We start from the raw sequence: 25,218 nt of genomic DNA, 5'->3' as shown, positions 1-25,218 counted from the left end.
TAGTGTATACTTTTCAGTAGAGAATATATTCTATACTTAGAGTCCCATTATGCATAACGTATAGGGTTCAGTCAAGAGTCCCTCAGTATTATATAAAAAAATATTTTTTGGAGGTGTTAGATTGATAACTGTCTTGCTAGCAATTTTCTTACCATTTATCGCAGCATGTTTAGTGCCATTTATACATAAATTCCTGACAGGTCGACGGATTGGTTGGTTCGTGATTACAATTCCGCTCTTCTTATTCATTTTATTACTCCGCCTAGTTCCATCGCTTTCAAATGGAGCTTCTTATTTATATACATTCCCTTGGATACCTTCTGCGGGTGTACATTTTTCCACTCATTTAGATGGATTGAGTATGATTTTTGCTTTATTGATTACGGGTATTGGAAGTTTAGTTGTGTTGTATTCCATTTATTATCTTTCAGAGCGAGAAGCGATCGGGCGTTTCTATACATATTTACTGCTTTTCATGGGCGCTATGTTGGGAGTCGTTTTATCTGATAACTTGATCGTTCTTTACGTATTTTGGGAATTAACGAGTATTTCCTCCTTTCTATTGATTGCATTTTGGTATCACCGAAAACAATCCAGATACGGAGCGAAGAAATCCATGCTCATTACCGTCACGGGCGGTGTCTTCATGTTAGTTGGATTTTTAATGCTCTATACGATCACAGGGACATTTAATTTGCAGGAATTAATCGCTATGCGGGAAGTGATTGCAGCGGATTCGTTATTCATCCCTGCTATGCTACTTGTTTTGCTCGGTGCGTTCACTAAGTCTGCACAGTTTCCATTCCATATTTGGTTGCCTGATGCAATGGAAGCACCTACGCCCGTCAGCGCGTATCTACACTCCGCGACGATGGTTAAAGCAGGAATTTATTTAGTGGCACGTTTCACACCAATTTTCGCAGGTGATGCGACATGGTTCTATGTTGTGTCATGTGTAGGATTATTGACGATGCTATGGGGGTCTGTAAATGCAGTGAAGCAAACGGATCTAAAAGCTCTACTCGCGTTCTCTACAGTGAGTCAGCTCGGAATGATCATGAGTTTGTTAGGCATCGGTTCACTGGCATTCGCATCTTCTGAGAGTGCGCAAATTGCATTATTTACTGCTGCGACGTTCGCTGCATTATTTCATTTAATCAATCATTCTACCTTTAAAGGCGCTTTATTTATGGTCGTCGGTATTTTAGATCATCAGCTAGGTACACGTAATATTAAACGGCTCGGTGGATTAGCTACTATTATGCCGATCACGTTTACCATCGCACTGATCGGTAGTTTTTCCATGGCGGGCCTTCCACCATTTAACGGCTTCTTAAGTAAGGAACTCTTTTTTGAAGCCATGCTGTCATTGAAAGATGCGAATCTGTTGACGATGGATTCGATGGTGTTGTTGTTCCCGATCGTTGCATGGATCGGAAGTATATTCACTTTCATTTATTGTATGATTATTGTGTTTCAGACGTTTTTCGGCAAAGTACCGCCACCGATGTCGGGACAGCGACCAGCACATGAAGCACCGATTCAAATGCTGATTTCACCGATAGTTCTTGGGAGTCTAGTCGTACTGATATTTTTCTTCCCGAATCTGCTCGGTACGTATATTTTAGGGCCCGCAATGAATGCCGTGTATCCAAAATTTGAAGGAATGACCGGTCTAGTACCTGAAATTCATGTGTGGCATGGATGGGGGGTGCCAATCTTTATGACGATTGGTTTGATTGTCGCCGGAATCTTACTGTATCGTTTCTTGCGTTACTGGAAAGGTATTTACAGATTAGGCTTTTTACAATGGACACTCGACCGCTTTTATAATGCGTTTTTAATTCGCACTGAACGAATCGCTTCTGTTGTGACGAAAGCCTACATGACTGGATCGGTACGTGACTATGTTGCTTACATCATGTTAGTTTTCATTGCACTTGTCGGAGTAGGGTTACTAGGTTTTCAACAATTCATTTTCGACTTTTCGAATGATGCCCCAATTGAGATCAATGAAGGTATTATTATCTTCGTCATGATGTGCTCAAGTGTGGCGATTTTGTATGCGAAATCAAGGATTGCTGCTATTGTTCTTAATGGTGTATTGGGCTATTCGATTGCGATTCTATTTGTCGTATTCCGCGCACCAGACTTGGCATTGACGCAAATAGTTGTCGAGACGGTCACGACAGTGTTGTTCTTGCTCTGCTTCTATTACTTACCGGAGTGGAAGCCTGAACATAAATCGATTTCCATGCGAGTGCGTAATGGATTGATCGCGATCGCTTCGGGAATAGCCGTCACAGTGGTTGCTCTACTCGTGCAAGGTCATTCCATCTATCCATCTATCTCAGTTTATTATGAAACGGCATCAAGGATTGCTGGCGGTCTAAACGTGGTCAACACGATACTTGGGGACTTCCGTGCGTTCGATACGATGCTTGAGGTATTGGTATTGTTCATCGCAGGTCTTGGCGTTTACTCATTAGTCAAACTGCGTCGCAAGAAGGGAGCGGATCACTCTGAAGAAAAATGATGTGATCTTACAAACAGTCACGAAGATTGTTTTCTTCATCATCTTGACGTTTGGCGTGGAGCTGTTTTTAGCGGGACACAATAGTCCAGGTGGTGGCTTTATTGGCGGACTTGTACTCTCTTCGGCGTTTGTATTATTGTACTTGGTTTATGACATAGAAACCGTTCACCGCGGAACACCGTTTGATTTTAAGCGAGTGGCGGCACTTGGTGTGTTGCTGGCGGTAGGGACGGGGATGTTGTCGATAGTGTTCGGCGAGCCTTTCCTGACCCAGACAACGTGGCTAGTGGATTTACCGGTTTTCGGTGAGACGGAACTTGGAACGATGACGATTTTCGAAGCGGGCGTCGCGTTGACTGTGCTCGGTGTCGTCGTGACCATTATTTTAGGAATCAGTGAGGACGTGGAGTAATGGAGACATTAATTACCCTTCTGGTTGGAGTGCTGGTGACTGTAGGCGTCTATTTACTTCTGTCAAAAGAGATGTTGCGAATCATTTTAGGGACCGCAATCCTATCGCATGCCATTAACTTATTATTACTGACGATGGGCGGTTTGAAAAAAGGGGATGTGCCCTTGCTGACAGAAAATGCGGCTGAATATACGGATGCCTTACCACAAGCGCTTATTTTAACGGCGATTGTTATCAGCTTTGCGGTGACGGCATTTTTGCTCGTATTATCTTACCGTTTGTATCAGGAGTCTAACCGGGGACCTGGATTGCGAGGACGACAAGATGAATAATTTATTAGTATTGCCTATGATTCTGCCTATTTTGATAGGTGTGATTTTAGTGTTCTTACGCCCCTATATCCGTTTGCAACGTGTGCTGAGTATTCTAACGATAATTGCTTCTGCTGGGATCGCTGCGTATTGTCTGCAGCAAATTCATCTGCACGGCATTATGCGACTAGATTTTGGAGGCTGGCTACCACCACATGGTATTTTGTTTGTGGGCGATTCATTCGCTATGTTGCTAGTACTTACCACATGCGTTGTTTCAAGTATTATTTTACTGTATTCATTCGCTTCGACAGGAGTAGAGACAGAGACCATGTTTTTCTACCCGTTCTTCCTGTTTTTGGTCGCGGGTGTCAACGGTTCGTTTTTGACTGGAGATTTATTTAACCTCTTTGTTTGTTTTGAAGTAATGTTACTAGCTTCCTATGTATTGCTAACTCTTGGTGGACGCAAGATGCAATTGAAGGAAGGTATTACATATGTCTTGATCAATGTATTGGCATCTTGGTTTTTCTTGCTGGGTATTGCGTATTTATACGGTGCTCTTGGTACGTTAAACATGGCCCATGTCGCAGTCCGCGTGGCGGAAACGGGACAAGGACCGCTGCTAACCTTAATTGCGATCATTTTCTTGATTGTCTTTAGTTTAAAAGCGGGTTTGTTAATGTATTTCTGGTTGCCTGGTTCCTATTCCGCACCACCTACAGCGGTTGCTGCTCTGTTCGGCGCATTATTAACGAAAGTCGGGATTTACGCGCTATACAGGATGTTCACGTTAATATTCATACATGATCCATTAATTTATACAATCATTGGTGTGCTGGCGGTCGTAACGATGGTGGCGGGCTGTCTCGGAGCCATTGCTTATACAGATGTACGTCAGATCGTTTCATATAACGTGATCATTTCCGTTGGCTTTGTGCTGACAGGTTTGGCGATTGGTACGTACACAGCATTTCAGGGAGCAAGTTATTATTTAGTCCATGACATGGTAAGTAAAGCATTGCTGTTTTTATTGGCAGGCACAGTCGTGTATTTAACAGGTCGTACGAAGTTTCATGAGATCAGTGGATTGATCCGGAACTATCCGCTTGCCGGCTGGTTGTTTTTCATGACGATGCTTGCCATTGCAGGCATTCCACCCCTAAGCGGTTTTATTGGAAAAGTATATATAGGCTTGGGTGCAATTGAAAAGGGATCGTATGTACTGCTGGTTGTAGCATTTTTGTCGAGTATTGGTGTGCTATATTCATTGCTGCGTGTTTTCCTCAACAGCTTTTGGGGAGAAACGACGATCAGCGAAGATGATCAGAAGCCATTTGAGAAGAAGATGGGGTTACCGCTAGTATTACTTGCGGTACTAGTAGTGGGATTAGGTATCGGTGCAGAGTTAATAGCACCTTATATACAAGACGCAGCCGATACGCTGGCCAATCCCGAAAAATATATTCGTGCCGTTCTGGGCGACGATTTAAAATAGAAGGGAGAAATGGCCATGCCAATACAACTTCTGCTAAATTTATTCATTGCGTTTTTATGGATGTTATTAATGGATGAAGACGAGCTGAGATTCAATACGTTTTTCATGGGTTTTTTAGTCGGACTCGGAATCATTTTCGCCATGAGTCGTTTTTTTGGCACCCATTTCTATTTACGCAGAGTATACGCTGCTTGCAAGCTTTTGTTGATCTTTATAAGAGAGCTAACGCAATCAAGTTTTGTGGTTATCTCCCAAATCATGAGACCTACATTGCAAATCAAGCCGGGTATCTTTAAGTACGAGACGATCTTGACGAGTGATGTTGAAGTGACCGTGCTGTCCATGTTGCTAACTCTGACACCGGGTTCGGTTGTGATGGAAGTATCACCTGAAGGCAACGAATTATATATCCATGCAATGGATGTCGAAGAGTCTCGTGCCGGATTGATTAAGCAACTGAAGAATTTCGAGAAAGCGATTATGGAGGTGACACGATGATAGCAGGTATGCTTACTATATCGGTCATACTATTCGCATTGACTATTTTGGTCGCCGTCATCCGGATTATCCTAGGGCCTTCGCTGCCGGATCGCGTCGTAGCACTCGATGTCATTGGAGTGAATTTGATTGCTACGATTGCAGTCGTGTCTGTGATTTTAAATACAAAAGCATTTTTGGAAGCGATTTTGATTCTTGGTATTCTATCCTTTATCGGAACCATTGCATTTTCCAAGTTTATTGAGAGGGGGAAAATCGTTGAACGTAAGCGGGATTGGTGAATTTATAGGGGCTTTATTGATTTTGACAGGCGCTGTTGCCAGTATGTTGAGTGTCTTTGGTTTGATTCGCTTGCCAGATGTTTATACTCGATCACATGCTGCAACGAAAAGTTCAACGTTGGCCGTGTTATTGACATTATCGGGCGCGTTCATCTATTTTCTCTTCTCGGAAAACTTTGTAAGTGTACGTCTTCTTCTAGGTATCGGCTTTGTCTTTTTGACAGCGCCGGTAGCTGGGCATGTAATTATTCGTGCTGCGTATCGGTCGAAAGTGAAGCTCGCGGATATTTCTACAGAAGATGAATTATATGAAAAGATTCACGGGGAAAGATCGGATAAATGATTAGAATATTGATTCAAACGACCATTTGATCAAATTGATTTTCTGAATAATATTCTATATAATGACCGTAATCTACAGTCTATTGAATGAGGTGAAAAAGTGGTAAACCAAGATGCCTGTGAAGTAACGATTGTGCACGAAGATGTTGTTCGTAAAATTCGTAAAGAACTTCCAGATGTAACCGAGATGGTACAAATATTCAAAGCACTGGCTGATGAAACACGTTTGCGTATTGCTTATTCACTGACTTTGGAATCAGAAATGTGTGTCTGTGATGTAGCGGCAGTGATTCAATCTTCATCCGCTACCGCTTCCCATCATTTACGTTATTTACGGGATCATTCATTGGCCAAATCAGAAAGACGTGGAAAAATGGTATACTATTCTTTAGCAGATGAACATGTTGCAGACCTGGTGAAGATTGCTTACGAACACGCAATTGAAGCCCAGCAAACGATGTAACGTCACGTGTGGCGCTTGCATACAGGCAGGCATGATGGAGGAGTTTTAATGCGTTTACAAGAATGGACAATAGAAGAACAAGATTTACTAATTCAGTTTATGACAACAAACTCATGGCCCTACCATGATATTAGTCAGCCTGGTCGCGAGTTACTTGAAAAGTCGATCGAAGAGGGCGGCTATGCATCTGATGACGTAAAAACGTTCTGGATTGAAAATAATGAAAATGAAAAAGTGGGAATCGTGAAAGTCTATGACTTACAAGAAGATGTCCCCTTATTCGACCTTCGGATTGCTGATCACTTCAGGGGCTACGGATATGGTTCTCGTGCATTAAAAAAGCTCACGCAGTATGTATTTGAGTTACCTGAGCACAAGATTCGTATTGAAGGACATACACGCCACGACAATGCTGCAATGCGCAAAGCATTTGAACGGGCAGGCTTTGTAAAGGAAGCACATTTGCGTCAAGCATGGTTCTTACCGAAAGAAAACACGTATTATGATGCGGTAACCTATGGTATGACGAGAGAAGACTACGAGGCGGGTACGACAACTCCTGTACGTTGGGAAGACAGAGAGCGTTTCGAAAAAAGTATACCCGGCTTTAGAGAGCAGATGCAATCTGAACGGTTATATATACGAGCACCTGAATTAAATGACGCGATGGATGTTTGGGGTGCTGTTTCGCATTCAATGCCTACATTACGAAAGTGGACTGAATGGGCACAAAAAGAAATGACAATCGAGTCGACAGAAGAATATGTTCGTCAGTCTGTTTCAGATTTTATTGGCAGGAAGTCTTTAAGCTTTCACTTATTCTTAAAAGAAACAGGTGAGTTTATTGGCTGTGCAGGATTCCATAGAATCGACTGGGGTATTCGGAAATTTGAAGTGGAATATTGGTTGGACACAAAGTTTGAAGGTCGAGGGTATATGACGGAAGCACTCAAAGAACTTGTGGGATTTGCGTTTGCCGATTTATCGGCCGCACGGGTGGAATTCTTCTGTGATGAGAATCACAGTAAAGGTCGCGCAGTAGCAAAGAGAACTGGGTTTGAACTGGAAGGTATTTTACGCAAAAATGCCCCTTCTGCGAATGGGCAATGCTTACGCAACACATGTGTATACGCAAGAATTACCTGATCACAAAAGGAGCACTATACGGTAGTTTTCACTATACCGATCGTCTTCCAGTTATTAATTGAATAACAAAGATAATGCCGGCAATTACTAAAAGTGTGTGGATTAACCCACCGCCAATATTCGCTACTAAACCAATTACCCATAATGCTATTAGTACTACAATAACAAGCCATAATATACGACCCATAGTGAATCAACTCCTTTTCATTGTTATTTGCTATATAAGTATTTTACCCACGCTTTCAAATCTTAAACTTTTAAGATAATAATTTGTAGATGTTGGCGGTCAAATGAGGAGGCGATAGTTTGGCTACACCCAGTATGGAAGATTATATTGAACAAATCTATTTGCAGCTAGAAGCAAGAGGAGAAGCGCGTGTGTCCGACGTGGCAGAGGCACTCTCTGTCCTTCCGTCCTCCGTAACGAAAATGGCTCAGCGTCTTGATCGTGAAGGTTACGTGCACTATGAGCGCTACAGAGGATTGGCATTAACTGATCGCGGTTTACGCTTTGGTAAAAAACTTGTACATCGCCATGAATTACTAGAACAATTTTTGCGTATCATTGGCGTGGAAGAAGAAAATATCTATGGAGATGTAGAAGGGATTGAACATCACCTAAGCTGGAATGCGATGGATCGCATTACTGATTTGGTGGAGACACTCGAGTCTGATCCTGAATTCGTGAAAAAACTAAAAAGTAAAGCACTCTAGAGAGGACTATCCATATGACATTATTACAACCAGGTACACTTGCAACACTTGAAATCCTTCGCAAAGAAGGTTCGCGCTTTGTATTGGACGCTGCTGGAGAAGAGATTTATATGAATGAATCTGAAGCGCCCGATGCACAAGAACGATCGACCATTGAAGTCTTTCTTTATATCAATAGAAGAGGCGAACTGACCGGCACTGCACAAATACCAACAGTTACGATGAATTCATTCGGATGGGCGAAAGTTATTCGTTTGGAAAGAAGTGAAGGGGTTTATGTAGATATTGGTGCATCATTTGAAGTACTGATCAATCGGGCCGACTTCCCGCAGATTAAAGAATTATGGCCACAGCCGGGCGACGAATTGTATATGACGCTTCGCACAGATCCTGGCGGTAATTTATTCGGACGTCTAGTTACAGAAGAAAGAATTCTGGAGCACTATACTATGGCGGAATCAGACATGTACAATCAGAATGTTAAAGCAAGAGCTTACCGCTTGTTGCCAATCGGCACATTCTTGTTGACGGAAGATATACAACGTATTTTTGTTCACGAGACAGAGCGTAAAGAAGAACCTAGATTAGGCGAAGAAGTAGATGTTCGTATTATCGATGTCCATGAAGATGGAACGATGAATGGTTCATTGTTGCCGAGAAAACAAGATCGCTTGCAAACAGATGGAGAGCAAATACTAGCGTACTTACAACAATCAGGTGGTAAAATGCCATTTACCGATAAATCTACTCCTGAAGAAATCGAAGAGATGTTCCAGATGAGTAAAGGTGCTTTCAAACGGGCATTAGGCACGTTGATGAGAGAGCGAAGAATTACACAACAAGATGGCTGGACGACTTTAATAGTGTAACAAACGCAACTTTTCCATGAACCTCAACGTATCTATACATATAGAACAAGGAGGAGTGACTGTATGAAAAGAGGATTAGCCTCTCTATTGGCTTTCATGATGATGGTTGCAATCATAGCGCCCTCTGCTGTTTCAGCGGATGATGTCATTAATGAAAAACTTGGAGTTCCAATTGTAGTGTATGGTGCTAATTTATCGGATGATGAAAAAGCGAGTGTTAAAGAAAGTCTAAAAGTGGCTGAGGAAGCTGAAGTGGAAGAGCTGTCAGTGGACGGCAATGATTTAATTAAATACATTCCTGGCGGCGACCGCAATGCGCGTATGTATTCTTCTGCGAAAATCACCAGACAAGAAGAAGGTGAAGGTATTGTCATCAATATTGTAACACCAGACAATATTACACAAGTAACAGCGGATATGTATGCAACTGCAATGTTAACAGCAGGTATAGAAGATGCGGTCGTAGAAGTAGCGGCTCCCAAAAAAGTAACAGGCCACTCAGCTCTTGTTGGAATCTACAAGGCGTATGAAGTATCTGGAGAGGTTCTGGATACGGAGCGTACCGATGTAGCAAATGATGAATTGAGTTTGGCGACAAAGCTTTCAGAAAAAGCAGGTGTCGATCAAGACGAAGTTGCTAAGTTGCTGACGGAAATCAAAAAGCAGATTTCAGAACAGAAGCCTGCGACCAAAGAAGACGTAGAACAGATTGTCCAAGACCAATTAAAGAAATTTAATATCGAATTGAATGATGCAGATCGCCAATTGTTAATCGATTTAATGGATCGAATTTCGAAACTAGACATCGACTTCACGAAGCTGAATGAACAACTGTCCGATATGGCCTTGAAAATCAAAGATAAGTTAGGTGATATCGATCCGAGCTTCTGGGAGAAGGTAAAAGAATTTTTCAGAAATATGGCGGATTCGCTCAAATCTTTGTTTAGTTAAGATGCCATTGTGGTACGTTATAGGGTAGAAGTACAACTACAAAGGAGAGATCTGCATGAGTGAAAACAAAAACAATGAACAGCGTGAAGGTATTGATTTTGAGCTTGCGGAGTTAGGCGGCAATAAATACGCGTATCAGTATAAAGTAGCTGGCGAAGTAAAAGCCGAAATCGAATGGTCTGAAGAGAATGGTATTATGACGATGACACATACGTATACAGACGAATCCTTGCGTGGTCAAGGGGTTGCAAAAAAACTACTTGACCAAGCAGCTGATAATGCACGTGATAAAGGATTGAAGATGAAAGCGGTCTGCTCATACGTAGTGAATGCATTTGATCGAAGTGATGAATACAACGACGTGAAAGCATAAGTATTGTGATGGAATAGATACGTGATGAATGTTCCACATCACTTTTTGAAACTTTTCTCGCTTTACTCGCGTATAAGTAATAGAGAAAAAAATTAGCAGAAGAGGGTGATGTGGAATGATTAATCGTACAGCAGAGCGCATACTCGGTATCATATCATTGATATTATTAACATTGAGTGTTGTAGGTACCGCGCTAATTGCATTCTTTTGGAATATGGCAAGCACGGATCCAACATTCATGGAAGAGTTTCGAATGGAAATAGTGAATGAAGGTGTATTAAACACAGACGAAGTGGATATGTTCATGTCGTTCATGGGCTCATTTTCCACCGTCATTTGGGTTTTAGTAGCAGTAGCGTTTATAGGGTTAGTATTGAACATTATCGGATTAGTGAAAGTTTGGAATAATAAAAGTCCGAAAACAGCGGGAATATTATTCATTATTGCAGGTTTACTAGGTGGAATTCTATCCTTACCATCCATCCTACTCTATATCGCGGCCATTCTTTGCTTCACAAAGAAACCCCCGATGGCACCAGGACCTTCATCTGACGAATATGTCTCAACACAGTCCAATTGGATGAGCTAAATATTTATAAACAAAAGACCCTTTTCTTATAGAAGAGGGTCTTTGTTATATCTTTTAAATTGCTTCTCTCTCAGCGCTTGGAGAAAACACTTTCAGCACATTATTTTAAGTATGTGCAGGTTGCGTAATAGACAATGAATAATGAAGAGTATTCACAGCAATACCTTCAAACAACTCCGGAAATGACTCGACAAATCTAAATCCCTGTTTAGCATAGAAATCTTGAAGCGCCATATCATTCTGATCCACATACACATCTATATTTACAGCTTCCTGCAACGTACCTAGCGCCTCTTTTAACAACGCTTCCTCATGCCCGCTATTCAAATACTCTGGAAGCATATGAAGTGCTGTCAGTTCACTTTCACCGTCTACATCAATCGGAGTATAACTTAAATATCCAATCGACTTGCCCTGATCATCTATCGCAAGCAATACCATCGTTTTTTCTAATTGCTTCTTCAGCATTAAGTCGGAATAGGTTCGTTCAATAAACACCTCGATCACTTCTTCAGGTATATGTTCTTGAAATGTATGTTGCCAAGACGTAAGTGCAATCTGTTGAACATCTTGAATATCTTCTACTGTCATTTTACGAATCATAGTGATCTCACCTCTAGTTCTCTTTCTACATAGTATAACAAATTACGCTTTACAAAACTACTATGCCGTAAGAGTGAGGACTACTCTGTTGACGACTTAAAAAACGGCCCAATATACTTCGATTATTGAATTGACATAGAAAAGACATATACAACTTAGATCTACGATAACTAAATAACTAACCATATTGAAGACGTTTGAAAGTACGATCATGGGGTATATTAAGCAGTAAGTAGAAAATTACTAATAGTATAACGACGGAGGATGGTAAATATGGCTAAAAAATCAAATGGATTATTATTCGCAACACTTGCAGCTGGTGCGTACGCATATTTCAGTAAAAAAGAAAATCGTGATAAGGCAATGGAAACAGTAGGTATGCTAAAAGAAAAAGTAGATACTTTCGTTAATAACAATAAGCTGGTTGATCAAGCGACTGAAAAAATGGGTTATTCAGACCCAACGGATTTAGGCGACAACAACATGGTCTCCGAGGGAGCACAGACAAGTGTTCATTATTACAACCAAGAAGTACAAGATCCAGATAAAAAGGCATCAAAAAAAGATGGTCTTTATAAGAAAAATGAAGATGCTCAAGATAATAAGCCCCTATACAATAAAGATGAAACAACTAAAGAAGCAGAAAAAGACAATAAAACCAATTAAGTTAAATAAGAATAAAATACCAAAAGCGTCCCTTATTAAGGGGCGCTTTAATACATATATAGCGTTAAATGCAGATGAGGTAGATAATCTTGGAGAATAAGGTAAAATGATATACATATAGTAATGTGCCCAGCATAGTTAGATGTATACAGAGAGAATGAGTGGGGTGAGACTCATGACTGGCCAAAAGACAGAAGGTTCTAATCTGCAATTGATTAATGCAATTGAAGAAGAGAGGAGCACAAAAAAGGCAAAGTCGATTTTTAATCTGGAAAAAGAACTCCTCACACAAATCTTCAACTTAGAGAAAGACAATGCACGTTCTACTCTTAAGGAAATTCAAGATGATTTATACAAGAATACGCCTGGATTTACATTTATAGTCGTGAAATACTATTTTATCATCATCTCTTCCCTTGTCACTAGACGGTTACAAACTGAGTGTATTTTAACTGATGAAAATGCTTTTACATTCAGCACAGCTTGTATCGAAATGATTGAAAACAATTTGCATGAAGACAATATGAAGGAAATCGGTGATGAACTAATCGAGTTTTACTGTTACATCTTGAAAGAAAGAGTAAAACCCTCTCTTTCACATGAAACAGTTAATGAAGTGATTCAATATATTAATAAAAATGTTGAAAAGCAATTGATTGTTGAAGACATTGCCAAGCGTTTTAATGTGAGTACTAGTCACCTTTCCCGCATATTCCGAGAATATACTTCAGTTACGCTCGTTGAATACATTACAATTCGTAAAATAGAAGAAGTACAGTATTATTTGCGGTTTTCTGATCAAAAAATAGCGGAAATAGCGGAAAGATTTCATTTTTGTAACCAAAGTTATTTTACACGTGTCTTTAAAAAGTATACGGGGTTAACTCCTAGACGCTTTCGTAAGGATCTGGACGGAAATTACTTTCGTTTTACTATAAATAAAGGTGATTCACTGTAAATTTATCGCTGTTTGCTGTATACTTTTCATTAGTTTGAGATAGCGTAGGTGAAATCATTGAAGAAAAGAATAGGGCTTGTAAGTTTATTGGCAATTACTGCTGTGTTTTTGAGCGGTTGTTCTGGTGTGGAAAACAAAACAGGTATTTTTTACAGTACGTTTGTTAGGCCGATGGATTGGTTACTTCATTATCTAGGTGAAGCTTTCAATGGTAATTATGGTTTTGCAATTATACTGATTACTGTAGCAATTCGTCTAGTTTTGATGCCATTGATGTTAAAGAACTATAAAGCTCAACAAGAGATGAAAGTAAAGATGGATGGATTAAAGCCAGAAATGGATGACATCCAAAAACGAATGAAAATATCTAAAGAATCCAACGACAAAGAAGAGCAAATGAAGCTCCAGCAGGAAATGATGGGACTGTATTCCAAGCATGGCGTCAATCCATTAAATATGGGTTGTTTACCACTTGTGATTCAAATGCCAATCATTATGGGCTTGTATTTCGCCATTCTTTACGCACCACCTGAAGTGAAAAACCATGAATTCTTGTGGTTCAAACTAGGCGAACCGGATATCATCATGATGTTAGTAGCCGGTGCTGTATACTTTGTGCAGGCGCGCGTATCATTATGGACAATGCCTGAGCAACAACAGAAACAAATGAAGTTATTCATTTACATGTCTCCAATTATGATTATGTTCATCTCGTATACTGTGATGGCTGCATTGCCACTTTATTGGGCAGTCGGGGGATTACTGTTAATTTTCCAGACGTATCTTGGACGTAAATTTTATTTTAAAGAAGTAAAGCCAGCAGTCATTGAAGAAAAGTAAGATACAGAAGAGCTGGTGTATACCAGCTTTTTTTGTTTCTAACAATAGAGAGGAAGAGTCGCATGAAATTGAAATGGATCATGGGCTTGGCCATTACAGCCTCTGCTGCCGCAGCACTGTACTTTATCATCAAGCTGAATTTGGAGTTTGCCATTTTGTTCATGTTGATAATGTTTACTTTCACGAATACCGCACGAACCTTTATGTATAGAAATCAAGGTCTGCTGCGCGAAGCGAAATGGATGCTTTGGATGGCGTTGTTTTTCGGTATAGCATCACTTGCTACACTGGCGTATATTTTGTTAGTTTGAAAAAAGGAAAGGTCGCATATAATTGCGGCCTTTCCTTTTAGTCATTTTTATGAGAAATGCGCTGTCTCGTCCATAAAATTAAAATTAAAGCAGCAATAGAACAAGCCGCCATACTAAGAAATGCAAAGCGTGGTGACTGATCGTATAGATAACCTGCGGGGAATGTCAGAATCGCTATGCTTAGACTCATTGCGACTGCAGCATAGATGCCTTGGGCAGAAGCGATTAGATAATTCGGTACGTTTTTTGAGATATATTGAACGAATGCAAAATGTGCCATGCCGAATGATACGGAGTGGAGCACCTGCGTTGCGATAAATACGCTTGCTACAGGAAATAAGAAGATGGAAATCCAACGAATTGTAGAACCTGTCGCGGCCATTAAAAAAATAGTGGATGTCTTGACTCCGACCAGAAGACGGTCGGCCTGTGTGAAAAATATAATTTCAAACAATACAGCAATATTGAGTATAACTCCGATATAAAACCCGTTGATACCCATGTCATCTAAAAAGATAAAACCATAGTTGTAATAGGAAGCATGCGCGCCTTGTAGTAAAATCGCAATACATAGCACGATAACAAAAGGTCTATCAGCAAACAGAGCGCGTAATTGTCCTTTTTGTGCAGTCGATTCTGCAACAGGCGATTGTTGGACCACTTCCGGAGCCTGTTGATAGAAAAATAGCAATGCCATACCGAGTCCGATGATCATCATATATAAAATGGCTTGCTCGTTCCAGATAGCTGTTACAGAACCGATTAATAGTAGTGCGACAGTGTAGCCGATCGAACCGAATGAACGGCTCTTCCCATAATGAATGCGTTCATGTTGCATCAATAAGGAAGCACCACTTTCCACGCCTGGAAGGATAATAGGGTATACAGCACTGAACAAAACCGTCAAACCAAATAACACCGAAAATGGACTTTCCGGAAGATAAGCTAGCGCGACAATGAACGATAATAGCGTAGTCCAGCGTATAACGCGCAAAAGTGACAAGTTTCGCGTGGCGTATGGAAATAGAAAAAACGTTGAAAAGGATCTAGCAATCATACCGGCCCCCATAACAATGCTAGCCTGCGTCACCGTTAAGCCTTTTGCTGAAGTCAACCAACCTGTCCAATAAGGTAAGAAGATGCCCCATGTAAAGAAAAACACAAAAAAGCTCATAGAGAGCCAACGTTGATTATTCAAATGCAATACCTCACAATAATAGCTGAATCTTAAGTTAGGTAAATATTATCATAGACAGACGAAAAAGAAAAATAATGATACACTAGAATACATAGTTTGAAACAAAGCTTACGCTATATTAAAAAGAGAGTAGATATTTAATAAGCGTTTCAGAAAGAAAGCAGGTATTGTATGAGAAACAATAGAGACGATAAAAAGCGTAAGAGGAAAAATAAATGGATAGATGGAGGTATCATTTTGATCTTCATTATCCTTGCGGGTAGTGTGATATGGATTGGGACGAATGAATGGAGTGTGGAGAAGGCGCTAGATAGTATTCAAAGTGAAACAGAATCATCTACCGACTTTCAAGAAATAGAAGAGTCAGTGGATTCTAGCCTAACGGATACAACAGAACGTCATGACGAAGAAAAAGCTCCTTTACCGAGTGAAGAACGACTTCGTGACGTAGATAAGCCATTGATCAATGAAACTCAAGAAGAAACGTCCGTGGAAAAAGCGGTACCTCAAAAACCAGTGAAACCTTCTAACCCGACTAGCTATATCAAAGGACAGAAATTACCTAAAGAACCGATGCTTATACATGGCGTTTTACTTGCTAATAAACAATATCCTCTACCGGAAGATTACGCACCTGGAGAAAGCGAAGAAGCGAGAGAGGCATTCAATGAATTAGCGGCTTCAGCTTTAACATCTGGTATTAATTTGCAAGCGTTCAGTACCTATCGTTCGTATGACTATCAAGTGACTTTATATAACCGATATGTAGAAAGAGACGGACAGGAAGCAGCCGACCGGTATAGTGCGCGTCCAGGCTATTCAGAGCATCAGACAGGGCTTGCGTTTGATATCGGGGAAGTGAATCATGAAAAACATTGGGCGTCGAATTCGTTTGGAGATACAGAAGCGGCTAAGTGGCTCGCTGCTAACGCTCATCAATATGGATTTATCCTTCGTTATCCTGAAGGAAAAGAAGAAATGACTGGCTACATGCATGAATCCTGGCATTATCGTTATGTTGGAAAAGACATGGCGGAACAAATATTCAAACGTAACATTACATTGGAAGAATATTTAGAAGTACGATAAAAACAGCCGACAGAAGATATATTCTCTGTCGGCTGTTTTTATAAGATTGGAGAAAGTAAGCGAGAAATCGATTCTTTAACTTTGATCAATCGCTCACGCTCCAAATACGCATCTAGTGTTAACTCGGTTGAATTCTGAATATCCTCCTCGAAAATCTCCGCCAACTCATGAGATTTTTCCCGGTCATAAATAAAAGCATTCACTTCGAAGTTCAAGCGGAAACTGCGAACATCAATATTCGCTGTTCCGACAGACGATACTTGATCGTCTACTACAATTTGCTTGGCGTGGATAAAGCCATTTTCATAAATGTATACTCTCGCTCCAGCTTTTAGTAACAGTCCGATATTCGAATAGGTCGCCCAGTAGACAAACATGTGATCCGGCTTATTAGGGATCATGATCCGAACGTCCACACCTGATAAACATGCAATGCGAAGAGCGTCCAACATACTTGTGTCAGGAATAAAATAAGGCGTCTGAATGTAGATATAGTCTTTCGCCAAGAATATCATCTTCAAATAGCCATCTTTAATATCTTCCCACTCGGAATCGGGTCCACTAGATACAATCTGCATTCCTACAGTTCCTTTACGGGGAATGGCAGGGAAGAATCGTTCATCATACTGAATATTTGTTCTCGGTGATGCCTGGTTCCAATCGAGTATAAAGCGCGTCTGTAAGGGATGAACTGCACTTCCTTCAATACGAAGATGTGTATCGCGCCAATAACCGAACTTTTTGCTGAGTCCTAAATATTCATCGCCGACGTTAAAACCACCGATGTATCCGATTCTTCCGTCAATAATAACGATTTTTCGGTGATTCCGGTAGTTTAAACGTGGATTGATCAGTGGTAGCAAGGCAGGGAAAAATGCAGCAACTTCACCACCACTAGTAATTAATTCCCGAAAGTGCCTCACATGCAAACCACGTGAGCCAATATCGTCAAACAACATCCGTACTTTCACGCCAGATTTCGCTTTACGGATTAGAAGCTCTTCAATTCGTTTCCCTATTCCGTCGAGACGGAAAATATAATACTGAATATGGATATGATCACGAGCGTGTTCCAAGTCCTCGAGTAGTGCTTCAAACTTCTCTTGACCGTCTGTGAATATCTGCATATCATTATCCTGTGTTAGTACAGAATGATTATTGCGTAAATGCAAATAGATCATATCGCCATATTCTTCTGTATCGGTCTTTAGAAACTCGAATGTTTCATTTTCTATTGCCTCAAGTTGATAATTAATCAGCTTTTCAATACCGATTTTATTCCTGCCTTCCCAGCGGAATAAGTGCTTCTGTCGCAATTGTCGACCGAGTAATAAATAAATAACAAAGCCTAAAATTGGAATAAAGAATAGCACGAGAAGCCATGCCCAAGTACTGGTAGGATCTCGACGCTCTAAAAATATCAAAGCGACCGCTAGAAATATATTAATAACCAACGTACTTGTGATAATCAAACTAATCACTTGCGTCATAAGCTTCCTCCCACGGGATATATACTATTCCTTTAGTATAACGGAGTTGTGAAAAAATAACCTGTTTACATAGCAAGATAAAATTCCATACGTATGGTATCAAGCAGCAGGTTCTGCAGTGCTTCGTAAAGACCGTGTTGATTTACGGAAAATAAATACTAAGATTATAGAGAGTAAGGCGATAATTGCAGAAATGAAGTACATATTACCTGCTTGCATGGTGAATACCCATGTAAATAACAACGGACCAATAATTCGCCCCATATTATCCATAGAGTAGGAGAGACCCGCTGCAGTTCCATACATACCGCCCGATTCTTTAGTTGTGAGTGACACGAGTACTGTTCTGACAAGCGCGTTACCGGCAGTGAATACACTCATTGCAAAACCTGCCCATAGTAAACTCGTGGAAAATGGAATGAGTATTAGGCCGATTGCTGTAACGACTTGCGCGACAATAATCCACGAAGTTTCTGTACCATTCTTCACCCGTCGTACCACACCACCTTGAATGGCGGCATCCACAAGACCACTTGCCATAAATAAATAGCCAAGTTGCAATGGTGTAATTTGAATTTTATCGATTTGAAACAGCTGGAATGTCGCTTCGACGCCAGCAAGTAAAAACGTGATGATGAATGATGTGATGAATAGATAGCGAATACGATACGTCCATAAGGTAGAAGCACCTTTTGGGATAATAGCTCGTTTATTCCCTTCACTATGACGGTCAGGCTCTTGGAGAATAATCATAGCGTACACGGTTAATAGCAAAGTCAATGAACCGGAAGCGATGAATGGTAGTTGCAAATGGACGTCACCAAGAATACCTCCAATTGCTGGTCCGAAAATGAATCCGAGACCGATTGACATGCCGAGTAGACCCATGTACTTATTCCGATTCTCTTCTGTCGTGATATCAGCAACAAACCCAGTCACTGCGGTATATAACGCACCTGAGAAGATACCTCCTACTACGCGCGAAACATAGAGCAGAACTATATGGTGCATAAACGCTGCGAATAAGAAGAAGCTTACGCTAAAACCGAGCAAGCCGATCATTATCAGTTTTTTTCTACCTGTACGATCAGACAGCGCGCCCCATAATGGCGCGGTGAAGAATGAGGACAAGGCATAGATCGTCAGCAGACCACCGACATGCACTACTGAAAAGCCTTCAGCTAGGATGACTTCGGGTAAAATAGGGATGATGATGCCGAATCCGAGGTAAACGAAGAACTGGACGGACATCAATAATAAGATCGTTTTCTTCATATGTAACCTGCTTTCTGTCTGAATAGTTTCTTTCTTATCGTACGATGAAAAGGGGGAGCGTTCAAGTAGGAGTGAGGGAATTGGTATACGTGAGGGGACGGAAGCAGATTGTAGATGGTTTTTGAAATATTTAAAGTCAAATTCAAAGTCAAAGTCTTAGGAGTAGTGAGTGAGTTTGTGAGTGGTTCGGGATGGAAGCTCCAGTTGGGGGACGCTTTCCCATGGGCCCGCGGTGAGCCAACTGTTCGCTGCACTCTCTTAGTTGTCTCACCTGATCGGGCTGATCCATCGGGAAGAGCCGTAACGAAGAACGGCTTTTGCGAGTAAAAGCGCAGCGTTAGGAGCACATCTTTGCACTTCGCCCCCAACTTCCGCTTCCATCCTACTTTTATAGTGCAGGTACTTAGATCACTCACTGTAGGTAGTGTGTGAATTATTGTTTTGTTTTAACTTCTTTAGATTCAAGTTCTACAGTTCAAAATCGATTACAATACTTATTTTAATGAGCAACAAAAGGTATCATCTACTTACATTACAAATCCCCACCCCAACACTCCTGCCAGCCTATCTGTTTAGCTTATTTAACCTTCACTTCAAAAACAAAAAAGACTACCCCAGAAAGTCGTATGTTCCGACTTCTGGGGTAGCCTAATAATTTTAATGCAACTTCACACGCTGTAGACGTAAGGCGTTCAACACGACTGACACCGAACTGAATGCCATCGCAGCGCCTGCTAGCCATGGTGCTAGCAGACCGGCTGCGGCAATTGGAATGCCGATCGAGTTATACGCAAGTGCCCAGAACAAGTTCTGCTTAATGTTCCGGACCGTCAACCCACTCATCTTCACTGTATCCACAACGCGCAATAAATCACCATGCATCAACGTCACGTCAGCCGCTTCCATCGCGACCGCTGTTCCAGTACCCATCGCCATACCGATATCGGCAACTGCGAGGGCAGGTGCATCGTTAATACCGTCACCGACCATCGCGACACGCTTTCCTTCAGCCTGTAACGAACGAATGACTTCTGCTTTACGGTCCGGCAATACGCCTGCAATTACATGATCGATTCCAGCCGTATTCGCAATAGCCTGTGCCGTCATTTGCTGATCGCCAGTTAACATGATGACATCGAGACCCATAGCCCGTAGCTCAGCAATGGCCTGACTAGAAGTTTCCTTTATCGTATCAGCAACGGCAATGACCGCTTCATGTACACCGTCTAACGCCATGAACATAACCGTCTTTCCGTCGCCTTCCATTTGTTCTACAGAAGCAATTGTCGGATCAAATTCCACATCATAGCGAGAGAGTAGATTCTTTGTACCGAGTAAAACAGTCTGTCTATCAATCACTGTACGAATTCCGTAACCTGGAATCGCTTCGAATGAATCAACCGTTGGCAATGTAGAAAGTTGCTCTAGTCCATAAGATGTAATAGCTTTTGCAACAGGGTGCTCAGAGTCACTTTCGGAAGCCGCAGCAAGTGATAACAAAGACAGTCGCTGTTTTTCATCGCGAATATGGAAATCTGTCAGTTCTGGAAGACCTTTTGTGATCGTACCTGTTTTATCGAATACAATCGTATCAATAGAACGGGTCTGCTCCATTGCTTCAGCTGTTTTAAATAACACGCCTTCTTCTGCAGCTCGTCCTGAACCAGCCATTATAGAAGTTGGAGTAGCGAGACCTAGTGCACACGGACATGCAATGACCAGTACGGCAATCATGCTTGTTAGAGAAGCTTCGAAATCGCCAGGTGCGACTGCGAAATACCAGATGAGAAACGTAATGATCGCAATTCCGACAACAATAGGTACAAACACGCCAGAAATTCGGTCAGCCAGCCGTTGGATGGGTGCTTTTGATCCTTGTGCTTCTTCTACGACCCGAATGATCGTTGATAGCATCGTGTCTTTACCTACGTTCGATGCTTCTACGCGTAATGAACCGTTAGCATTCACTGTAGCGGCGAATACTTCATCACCGTTTTGTTTGTCAACAGGTAAGCTTTCGCCTGTTAGCATCGACTCATCCACTGCGGAAGCTCCTGACAAGACAATTCCGTCCACTGGAATAGAAGCTCCAGGCCGAATAACTAGAATATCTCCGTGAGCTACTTCGTGAATAGGTATTTCGATGACTTCACCATCGCGTTCTAAAATAGCCACTTGTGGTTGCAACTTCATCAGATTTTTTATTGCATCTGATGAACGACCTTTAGCGCGTGCTTCGAATACTTTACCTAATAAAATCAATGTGATTAACACGGCACTTGTTTCGAAATACAACCCATGTTCTAGTGCAAAACCGGTCAATACAAGATAGACCGAATAGAAATAGGCGGCAGACGTACCGAGTACAACCAGTACGTCCATATTGGCACTGCCATTACGTAGCGCAGCATACGCGCCTTTATAGAACGTAGCCCCAATCCAAAACTGTACGGGTGTAGCTAATGCCCATTGGAAATAAGGGTTCATAAATATTTCCGGCACATACATCCAAGAAGTGAAGGAAAAGTGTGCGAACATCGTCCACAAAAGCGGCAAGGACAGGATAGCGGAAATAATCAGCTTGCGCGTCTTTTCATCTATCTCTTTCTGCCGATGATCAGTTTGTTCAGCGGATTCCTCTGAACGAGGTGCCGCTTCATAACCGATCTTTTTTATCTTTTGTAAAATATCCGTCAAATCTAAAGCGGCAGGGTCATAGCTTACATGAGCTGTTTCAAGTGCTAAGTTGACGGAAGCGGATTGAATGCCAGACGTACGTGACAATACTTTTTCAATCCGTGCGGAACAAGCCGCGCATGTCATGCCACTAATATTAAGATTTACCTCTTCCATCAGCACATCATAACCTAGCTTGCGAATTCGTTCTTCTACGTCAGTTAATCCGATTTGTTCGGAATCAAATGTAACAGCTGCTTTTTCTGTCGCAAAATTCACGTTAGCAGTAGATACGCCTTCTAATCGTTGTAGACCTTTTTCAATGCGATTAGCACAAGCTGCACACGTCATACCGGTAATAGCAAATTCTGATTTTTGTTCACTCATGATGCAGGACACCTCTTTCGTTACGCTTCGACGTCATATCCTTGATCTTCAATTGCTTCTGTCATCTGAGCTACGTTTAACGCTGATTCATCGTACTGAACTACTACGTTATTGGCTTTTAAATCAACCAAAGCACGTTCTACTCCTGCTAATTCTGTTAAAGCACCTTCAACTGCTTGTACACAATGGTTGCATGTCATTCCTGATACTTTCAATGTTGTTTCTGTCATGTATGATTCCTCCTATTTTCTAATTAATTTAGCTATGGTTTTGACCAGTTCATCTAATACTTCTTCGTCCCCTTCAGCTAATCTGGTTTTGACACAGCCTTTTAAGTGTCCGTCCAATAAAACATTGGCGACACTATTCAAAGCAGATTGTGTAGCGGACAGCTGGGTAATAATATCATCACAATAGACATCGCGCTCTACCATTCCCTTAATGCCACGGATCTGGCCTTCGATACGGTTTAAACGATGCGTCAAGTTCGTCTTAATTTCTTCTGAATGATGACTCTTGCGGCAGGAAACTTCTACTTCTTCTAGCAAAGGGTCTTCGGGTAATAATGTCACTGGTTGTCCACCACCTTTCATACATTTTCATCGTAATATACGTATGGGGGGTATGTCAAAACATCTGTTTTTTGAAAAAAGGTTTAAAACTTGCAAAAAAAGTGAAAATGTAACATAAATGAAAGATTTAAAATGCAAGTAAAGTGGTATGATATAAGTAATCAATAATTTTTTAAAAAATAGAGAACTTCATAAGTGATAAAACGTCTATATAATTAACCCAGAAGGTTGAGGTGGAAGAAGTGGCTAAAGAGATGGATTTCAAGAAGATTATTTCCAATTTGGCAAAGCTTGGTGTTTCCGCAAAACTCACAAAATCTAGAAGCGATATGTTGCAAGCGTTGACGCCTGCAGTACAAGTACCGCCTGTTCAAACCAACTAAACATCAGATCATACGAAAAGCTCACCCTCGAATATTCGAGGGTGAGCTTTTCGCGTTAGGTGAAGTGTTAAATTTTCTTCACAAACTCCGATTTTAGTTGCATAGCGCCAAATCCATCAATTTTACAATCGATATTGTGGTCGCCCTCTACTAAACGGATACTTTTTACTTTCGTTCCCATTTTCAGTGGATTGGAACTTCCTTTTACTTTTAAATCTTTGATGACTGTTACAGAATCTCCATCCTGCAACACATTGCCATTAGCATCCTTGATCTCTGGCGTTTCTAATGAGTCGGATTCTTCCACTGATCCTGGAGTCCACTCGTATGCACATTCCGGACAAACAAGAAGGTTTCCATCTTCGTACGTATATTCCGATTGGCATTTTGGACAATTTGGTAAAGTTGACATAAAAAAACCCCCATTCCTATACAGTCTACACAATTTGTGACTGCTCGAAAAGGGGGCGTGGCATTCATTCATTACAAATCATCGTCATCCGCATCGAATAAATAGGTCCGCTGATGGAACTTCATACTAAAGATTAAACCGATGGCCAGCATATTACTGAATAAGGAACTTCCTCCGTAACTGATGAACGGCAATGGGATTCCTGTAATCGGCAATAGTTGAATATTCATGCCGATGTTTTCGAACACATGGAACGCAATCATCGCAATGATACCCGTACATACATATACGCTAAACGGATCATGTAGTGAAAGGGCTACTTTTGTTAAATGATAAATTAAAATGAAATACAAGGTGATGACTAAACATGCACCGATAAAACCGTATTCTTCACCTATTACACTGAAGATGAAGTCGGTATGATTCTCGGGGATGTAAACGACGCGCTCTAGAAACCCTTTTCCTGTCAGTTCTCCTGAGCCTATTGCGGTCATTGCTGTAATCAGGTTATACCCTTCGTCGGTCGGGTAAGAGTACGGATCAAGCCATGAATACACTCGCTTAAACTGATAAGGTGAGAAGCCGAATTTATCGAGTAAGTCTTGTGCGAATAATGACATCCATAATATTCCGCCCGCGGCTGCAGCGCCCAACGAAAAGATAGGCACGAGCAGTTTCCATGAAATACCCGAAACGATGACGATAGCTGCCGTAATCGATATAAATACCAGTGAAGTTCCGAGGTCGGGTTGCTTCATGATAAGGAATAGCGGAACGACTAGCATTAGCGCAATTTTACCAAGCAACAGTAAATCGGTTGTATAGGTCCTGTTTAAAGAACGTTCGTTATGCGTGCTGACCATCTTGGCAAGTCCAATAATAAAGAACGTTTTAATGAACTCAGCAGGCTGAATGGTTCCGATGACAGGTAAATGCAACCATCGCTTTGCACTGTAGCGCATTTCTGCAATTTGACCTGGTCCACCGGGCGCCAACATAAGAAAAACCAATAGAAAAATACCGAAACCATAGAAATACCAAGCGAACTTTTTATACTGTTCTGGTTCAAAGTACATCACCATTGCGACGATGAAGGAACCGAGTATATACCACCTCACTTGTTTTAAAACGAAGTTCTGTGTATATTGCTCAGAGGTTTGAGCAGATCCAATGACGAAAAAACTGATGATCGCGAAAAGTAAAATGATAAAGGCAAGTGTCCAGTCAAATCGTTCACCTAGCCTGTTTGATTGCTTCAATTATGAACTCACCTTTTCTTAAGCTAGTATTCTCTTACTATAATCACCTATTATATCGCAAAACTTTTTAAGAAGTACACCCATTACTAGACGAGTTGTGAAATGATTGGTTTCTA

The 25,218-nt window shown here is 41.2% G+C and carries 30 protein-coding genes; 20 read left to right on the top strand and 10 right to left on the bottom strand.

The features are described from left to right. The first annotated feature begins 121 nt into the window (after window positions 1-121). From SporoP32a_RS07810 to SporoP32a_RS07770, 9 genes are all read left to right on the top strand, one after another. A complete protein-coding gene (locus SporoP32a_RS07810; protein ID WP_198166244.1) occupies window positions 122-2,536 on the top strand; it encodes a Na+/H+ antiporter subunit A in 2,415 nt (804 codons plus the stop codon). Continuing rightward, on the top strand, window positions 2,523-2,948 hold the full coding sequence (locus tag SporoP32a_RS07805; RefSeq protein WP_085427383.1) for a Na(+)/H(+) antiporter subunit B: 426 nt from the start codon (window positions 2,523-2,525) through the stop codon (window positions 2,946-2,948). Before SporoP32a_RS07810 ends, SporoP32a_RS07805 begins: the two co-directional genes overlap by 14 nt. After that, window positions 2,948-3,280, top strand: coding sequence for a Na(+)/H(+) antiporter subunit C (locus SporoP32a_RS07800; protein WP_085427382.1), 333 nt, complete (start codon window positions 2,948-2,950; stop codon window positions 3,278-3,280). Before SporoP32a_RS07805 ends, SporoP32a_RS07800 begins: the two co-directional genes overlap by 1 nt. After that, window positions 3,273-4,757, top strand: coding sequence for a Na+/H+ antiporter subunit D (locus tag SporoP32a_RS07795; protein ID WP_085427381.1), 1,485 nt, complete (start codon window positions 3,273-3,275; stop codon window positions 4,755-4,757). Before SporoP32a_RS07800 ends, SporoP32a_RS07795 begins: the two co-directional genes overlap by 8 nt. A gap of 15 nt (window positions 4,758-4,772) precedes the next feature. Next, the gene (locus tag SporoP32a_RS07790) at window positions 4,773-5,255 is read left to right on the top strand and encodes a Na+/H+ antiporter subunit E (protein ID WP_085427380.1); all 483 of its coding nucleotides are present in this window, start codon (window positions 4,773-4,775) and stop codon (window positions 5,253-5,255) included. Further along, window positions 5,252-5,536 carry a Na(+)/H(+) antiporter subunit F1 gene (locus tag SporoP32a_RS07785; RefSeq protein ID WP_085427379.1) on the top strand — a complete coding sequence of 95 codons (285 nt, stop codon included), beginning with the start codon at window positions 5,252-5,254 and terminating at the stop codon, window positions 5,534-5,536. Before SporoP32a_RS07790 ends, SporoP32a_RS07785 begins: the two co-directional genes overlap by 4 nt. Beyond that, window positions 5,514-5,879: a monovalent cation/H(+) antiporter subunit G gene (mnhG, locus tag SporoP32a_RS07780; RefSeq protein ID WP_085427378.1), complete on the top strand. Its 366-nt coding sequence runs from the start codon at window positions 5,514-5,516 to the stop codon at window positions 5,877-5,879. Before SporoP32a_RS07785 ends, mnhG begins: the two co-directional genes overlap by 23 nt. Before the next feature lie 99 nt (window positions 5,880-5,978). Then, a complete protein-coding gene (locus SporoP32a_RS07775; RefSeq protein WP_232319613.1) occupies window positions 5,979-6,341 on the top strand; it encodes an ArsR/SmtB family transcription factor in 363 nt (120 codons plus the stop codon). A 48-nt stretch (window positions 6,342-6,389) separates the two neighbouring features. Next, window positions 6,390-7,487 (top strand): GNAT family N-acetyltransferase, encoded by a 1,098-nt coding sequence (locus tag SporoP32a_RS07770; RefSeq protein ID WP_085427377.1) that lies wholly within the window; start codon window positions 6,390-6,392, stop codon window positions 7,485-7,487. A 31-nt stretch (window positions 7,488-7,518) separates the two neighbouring features. Here SporoP32a_RS07770 and SporoP32a_RS16765 read toward each other — a convergent pair whose 3' ends face one another. Further along, a complete protein-coding gene (locus SporoP32a_RS16765; RefSeq protein WP_143560391.1) occupies window positions 7,519-7,674 on the bottom strand; it encodes a lmo0937 family membrane protein in 156 nt (51 codons plus the stop codon). Window positions 7,675-7,793: 119 nt separating this feature from the next. Here SporoP32a_RS16765 and mntR point away from each other — a divergent pair, with 119 nt between their 5' ends. From mntR to SporoP32a_RS07745, 5 genes are all read left to right on the top strand, one after another. Then, window positions 7,794-8,201, top strand: coding sequence for a transcriptional regulator MntR (mntR, locus tag SporoP32a_RS07765; RefSeq protein ID WP_029054749.1), 408 nt, complete (start codon window positions 7,794-7,796; stop codon window positions 8,199-8,201). 14 nt (window positions 8,202-8,215) lie between these two features. Next, the gene (locus SporoP32a_RS07760) at window positions 8,216-9,070 is read left to right on the top strand and encodes a CvfB family protein (protein ID WP_085427376.1); all 855 of its coding nucleotides are present in this window, start codon (window positions 8,216-8,218) and stop codon (window positions 9,068-9,070) included. 63 nt (window positions 9,071-9,133) lie between these two features. After that, complete coding sequence (locus tag SporoP32a_RS07755) at window positions 9,134-10,021, top strand: DUF1002 domain-containing protein (protein WP_085427375.1); 888 nt, start codon at window positions 9,134-9,136, stop codon at window positions 10,019-10,021. A 91-nt stretch (window positions 10,022-10,112) separates the two neighbouring features. Next, window positions 10,113-10,394, top strand: coding sequence for a GNAT family N-acetyltransferase (locus SporoP32a_RS07750; protein WP_085429024.1), 282 nt, complete (start codon window positions 10,113-10,115; stop codon window positions 10,392-10,394). Between the two features lie 115 nt (window positions 10,395-10,509). Then, on the top strand, window positions 10,510-10,983 hold the full coding sequence (locus SporoP32a_RS07745) for a DUF4064 domain-containing protein (protein ID WP_085427374.1): 474 nt from the start codon (window positions 10,510-10,512) through the stop codon (window positions 10,981-10,983). A 105-nt stretch (window positions 10,984-11,088) separates the two neighbouring features. On the opposite strand, the gene SporoP32a_RS07740 is transcribed toward SporoP32a_RS07745, so the two are convergent. Then, entirely contained in the window at window positions 11,089-11,586 is a 498-nt protein-coding gene (locus tag SporoP32a_RS07740; protein WP_085427373.1) for a GNAT family N-acetyltransferase, read from the bottom strand. A gap of 273 nt (window positions 11,587-11,859) precedes the next feature. Here SporoP32a_RS07740 and SporoP32a_RS07735 point away from each other — a divergent pair, with 273 nt between their 5' ends. The 4 genes from SporoP32a_RS07735 (at window position 11,860) to SporoP32a_RS07720 (ending at window position 14,361) form a co-directional block, all read left to right on the top strand. After that, on the top strand, window positions 11,860-12,252 hold the full coding sequence (locus SporoP32a_RS07735) for a hypothetical protein (protein WP_232319612.1): 393 nt from the start codon (window positions 11,860-11,862) through the stop codon (window positions 12,250-12,252). Between the two features lie 175 nt (window positions 12,253-12,427). Continuing rightward, window positions 12,428-13,210 (top strand): helix-turn-helix domain-containing protein, encoded by a 783-nt coding sequence (locus SporoP32a_RS17405; RefSeq protein ID WP_269466769.1) that lies wholly within the window; start codon window positions 12,428-12,430, stop codon window positions 13,208-13,210. Between the two features lie 57 nt (window positions 13,211-13,267). Then, on the top strand, window positions 13,268-14,050 hold the full coding sequence (gene yidC, locus SporoP32a_RS07725; RefSeq protein WP_085427370.1) for a membrane protein insertase YidC: 783 nt from the start codon (window positions 13,268-13,270) through the stop codon (window positions 14,048-14,050). Window positions 14,051-14,112: 62 nt separating this feature from the next. Further along, window positions 14,113-14,361: a hypothetical protein gene (locus SporoP32a_RS07720; RefSeq protein WP_085427369.1), complete on the top strand. Its 249-nt coding sequence runs from the start codon at window positions 14,113-14,115 to the stop codon at window positions 14,359-14,361. Window positions 14,362-14,398: 37 nt separating this feature from the next. Here the strand turns inward: SporoP32a_RS07720 and SporoP32a_RS07715 are convergent, their stop codons facing one another. Beyond that, entirely contained in the window at window positions 14,399-15,559 is a 1,161-nt protein-coding gene (locus SporoP32a_RS07715; RefSeq protein WP_085427368.1) for an MFS transporter, read from the bottom strand. Window positions 15,560-15,730: 171 nt separating this feature from the next. On the opposite strand from SporoP32a_RS07715, the gene SporoP32a_RS07710 reads away from it, so the two are divergent. Then, a complete protein-coding gene (locus tag SporoP32a_RS07710) occupies window positions 15,731-16,648 on the top strand; it encodes a M15 family metallopeptidase (RefSeq protein WP_085427367.1) in 918 nt (305 codons plus the stop codon). A 38-nt stretch (window positions 16,649-16,686) separates the two neighbouring features. On the opposite strand, the gene cls is transcribed toward SporoP32a_RS07710, so the two are convergent. The 5 genes from cls to SporoP32a_RS07680 form a co-directional block, all read right to left on the bottom strand. Then, entirely contained in the window at window positions 16,687-18,138 is a 1,452-nt protein-coding gene (cls, locus tag SporoP32a_RS07705; protein WP_085427366.1) for a cardiolipin synthase, read from the bottom strand. Between the two features lie 99 nt (window positions 18,139-18,237). Beyond that, entirely contained in the window at window positions 18,238-19,413 is a 1,176-nt protein-coding gene (locus SporoP32a_RS07700) for an MFS transporter (RefSeq protein WP_085427365.1), read from the bottom strand. Between the two features lie 657 nt (window positions 19,414-20,070). Continuing rightward, window positions 20,071-22,476, bottom strand: coding sequence for a heavy metal translocating P-type ATPase (locus tag SporoP32a_RS07690; RefSeq protein ID WP_085427363.1), 2,406 nt, complete (start codon window positions 22,474-22,476; stop codon window positions 20,071-20,073). A gap of 20 nt (window positions 22,477-22,496) precedes the next feature. Continuing rightward, window positions 22,497-22,706, bottom strand: a complete 210-nt coding sequence (gene copZ, locus SporoP32a_RS07685; protein ID WP_085427362.1) for a copper chaperone CopZ — start codon at window positions 22,704-22,706, stop codon at window positions 22,497-22,499. A 12-nt stretch (window positions 22,707-22,718) separates the two neighbouring features. Next, on the bottom strand, window positions 22,719-23,069 hold the full coding sequence (locus tag SporoP32a_RS07680; RefSeq protein ID WP_085427361.1) for a metal-sensitive transcriptional regulator: 351 nt from the start codon (window positions 23,067-23,069) through the stop codon (window positions 22,719-22,721). A 221-nt stretch (window positions 23,070-23,290) separates the two neighbouring features. Between SporoP32a_RS07680 and SporoP32a_RS17030 the strand changes: the two genes are divergently transcribed. Next, window positions 23,291-23,431, top strand: coding sequence for an Lmo0850 family protein (locus SporoP32a_RS17030; RefSeq protein WP_198166243.1), 141 nt, complete (start codon window positions 23,291-23,293; stop codon window positions 23,429-23,431). Between the two features lie 67 nt (window positions 23,432-23,498). On the opposite strand, the gene SporoP32a_RS07675 is transcribed toward SporoP32a_RS17030, so the two are convergent. Continuing rightward, window positions 23,499-23,843 (bottom strand): zinc ribbon domain-containing protein YjdM, encoded by a 345-nt coding sequence (locus tag SporoP32a_RS07675; protein WP_085427360.1) that lies wholly within the window; start codon window positions 23,841-23,843, stop codon window positions 23,499-23,501. 71 nt (window positions 23,844-23,914) lie between these two features. Beyond that, the gene (locus SporoP32a_RS07670) at window positions 23,915-25,102 is read right to left on the bottom strand and encodes an FtsW/RodA/SpoVE family cell cycle protein (RefSeq protein WP_085427359.1); all 1,188 of its coding nucleotides are present in this window, start codon (window positions 25,100-25,102) and stop codon (window positions 23,915-23,917) included. Window positions 25,103-25,218: the final 116 nt, after the last annotated feature.

Origin of the sequence: Sporosarcina ureae (assembly GCF_002109325.1) — a bacterium.
Classification (GTDB): Bacteria; Bacillota; Bacilli; order Bacillales_A; family Planococcaceae; genus Sporosarcina; species Sporosarcina ureae_C.
The sequence above is the reverse complement of the archived record's forward strand: the minus strand, read 5'-3'. Positions and strand labels throughout refer to the sequence as shown.

Excerpts from the sequence above, each read along its gene's own strand:
- SporoP32a_RS07800 (WP_085427382.1), top strand. The coding sequence starts at position 2,948 with ATGGAGACATTAATTACCCTTCTGGTTGGAGTGCTGGTGACTGTAGGC.
- SporoP32a_RS07795 (WP_085427381.1), top strand. The coding sequence starts at position 3,273 with ATGAATAATTTATTAGTATTGCCTATGATTCTGCCTATTTTGATAGGT.
- SporoP32a_RS07790 (WP_085427380.1), top strand. The coding sequence starts at position 4,773 with ATGCCAATACAACTTCTGCTAAATTTATTCATTGCGTTTTTATGGATG.
- SporoP32a_RS07785 (WP_085427379.1), top strand. The coding sequence starts at position 5,252 with ATGATAGCAGGTATGCTTACTATATCGGTCATACTATTCGCATTGACT.
- SporoP32a_RS07770 (WP_085427377.1), top strand. The coding sequence starts at position 6,390 with ATGCGTTTACAAGAATGGACAATAGAAGAACAAGATTTACTAATTCAG.
- SporoP32a_RS16765 (WP_143560391.1), bottom strand. The coding sequence starts at position 7,674 with ATGGGTCGTATATTATGGCTTGTTATTGTAGTACTAATAGCATTATGG.
- SporoP32a_RS07760 (WP_085427376.1), top strand. The coding sequence starts at position 8,216 with ATGACATTATTACAACCAGGTACACTTGCAACACTTGAAATCCTTCGC.
- SporoP32a_RS07755 (WP_085427375.1), top strand. The coding sequence starts at position 9,134 with ATGAAAAGAGGATTAGCCTCTCTATTGGCTTTCATGATGATGGTTGCA.
- SporoP32a_RS07745 (WP_085427374.1), top strand. The coding sequence starts at position 10,510 with ATGATTAATCGTACAGCAGAGCGCATACTCGGTATCATATCATTGATA.
- SporoP32a_RS07740 (WP_085427373.1), bottom strand. The coding sequence starts at position 11,586 with ATGATTCGTAAAATGACAGTAGAAGATATTCAAGATGTTCAACAGATT.
- SporoP32a_RS07735 (WP_232319612.1), top strand. The coding sequence starts at position 11,860 with ATGGCTAAAAAATCAAATGGATTATTATTCGCAACACTTGCAGCTGGT.
- SporoP32a_RS17405 (WP_269466769.1), top strand. The coding sequence starts at position 12,428 with ATGACTGGCCAAAAGACAGAAGGTTCTAATCTGCAATTGATTAATGCA.
- SporoP32a_RS07720 (WP_085427369.1), top strand. The coding sequence starts at position 14,113 with ATGAAATTGAAATGGATCATGGGCTTGGCCATTACAGCCTCTGCTGCC.
- SporoP32a_RS07710 (WP_085427367.1), top strand. The coding sequence starts at position 15,731 with ATGAGAAACAATAGAGACGATAAAAAGCGTAAGAGGAAAAATAAATGG.
- cls (WP_085427366.1), bottom strand. The coding sequence starts at position 18,138 with ATGACGCAAGTGATTAGTTTGATTATCACAAGTACGTTGGTTATTAAT.
- SporoP32a_RS07700 (WP_085427365.1), bottom strand. The coding sequence starts at position 19,413 with ATGAAGAAAACGATCTTATTATTGATGTCCGTCCAGTTCTTCGTTTAC.
- SporoP32a_RS07690 (WP_085427363.1), bottom strand. The coding sequence starts at position 22,476 with ATGAGTGAACAAAAATCAGAATTTGCTATTACCGGTATGACGTGTGCA.
- copZ (WP_085427362.1), bottom strand. The coding sequence starts at position 22,706 with ATGACAGAAACAACATTGAAAGTATCAGGAATGACATGCAACCATTGT.
- SporoP32a_RS07680 (WP_085427361.1), bottom strand. The coding sequence starts at position 23,069 with ATGAAAGGTGGTGGACAACCAGTGACATTATTACCCGAAGACCCTTTG.
- SporoP32a_RS07675 (WP_085427360.1), bottom strand. The coding sequence starts at position 23,843 with ATGTCAACTTTACCAAATTGTCCAAAATGCCAATCGGAATATACGTAC.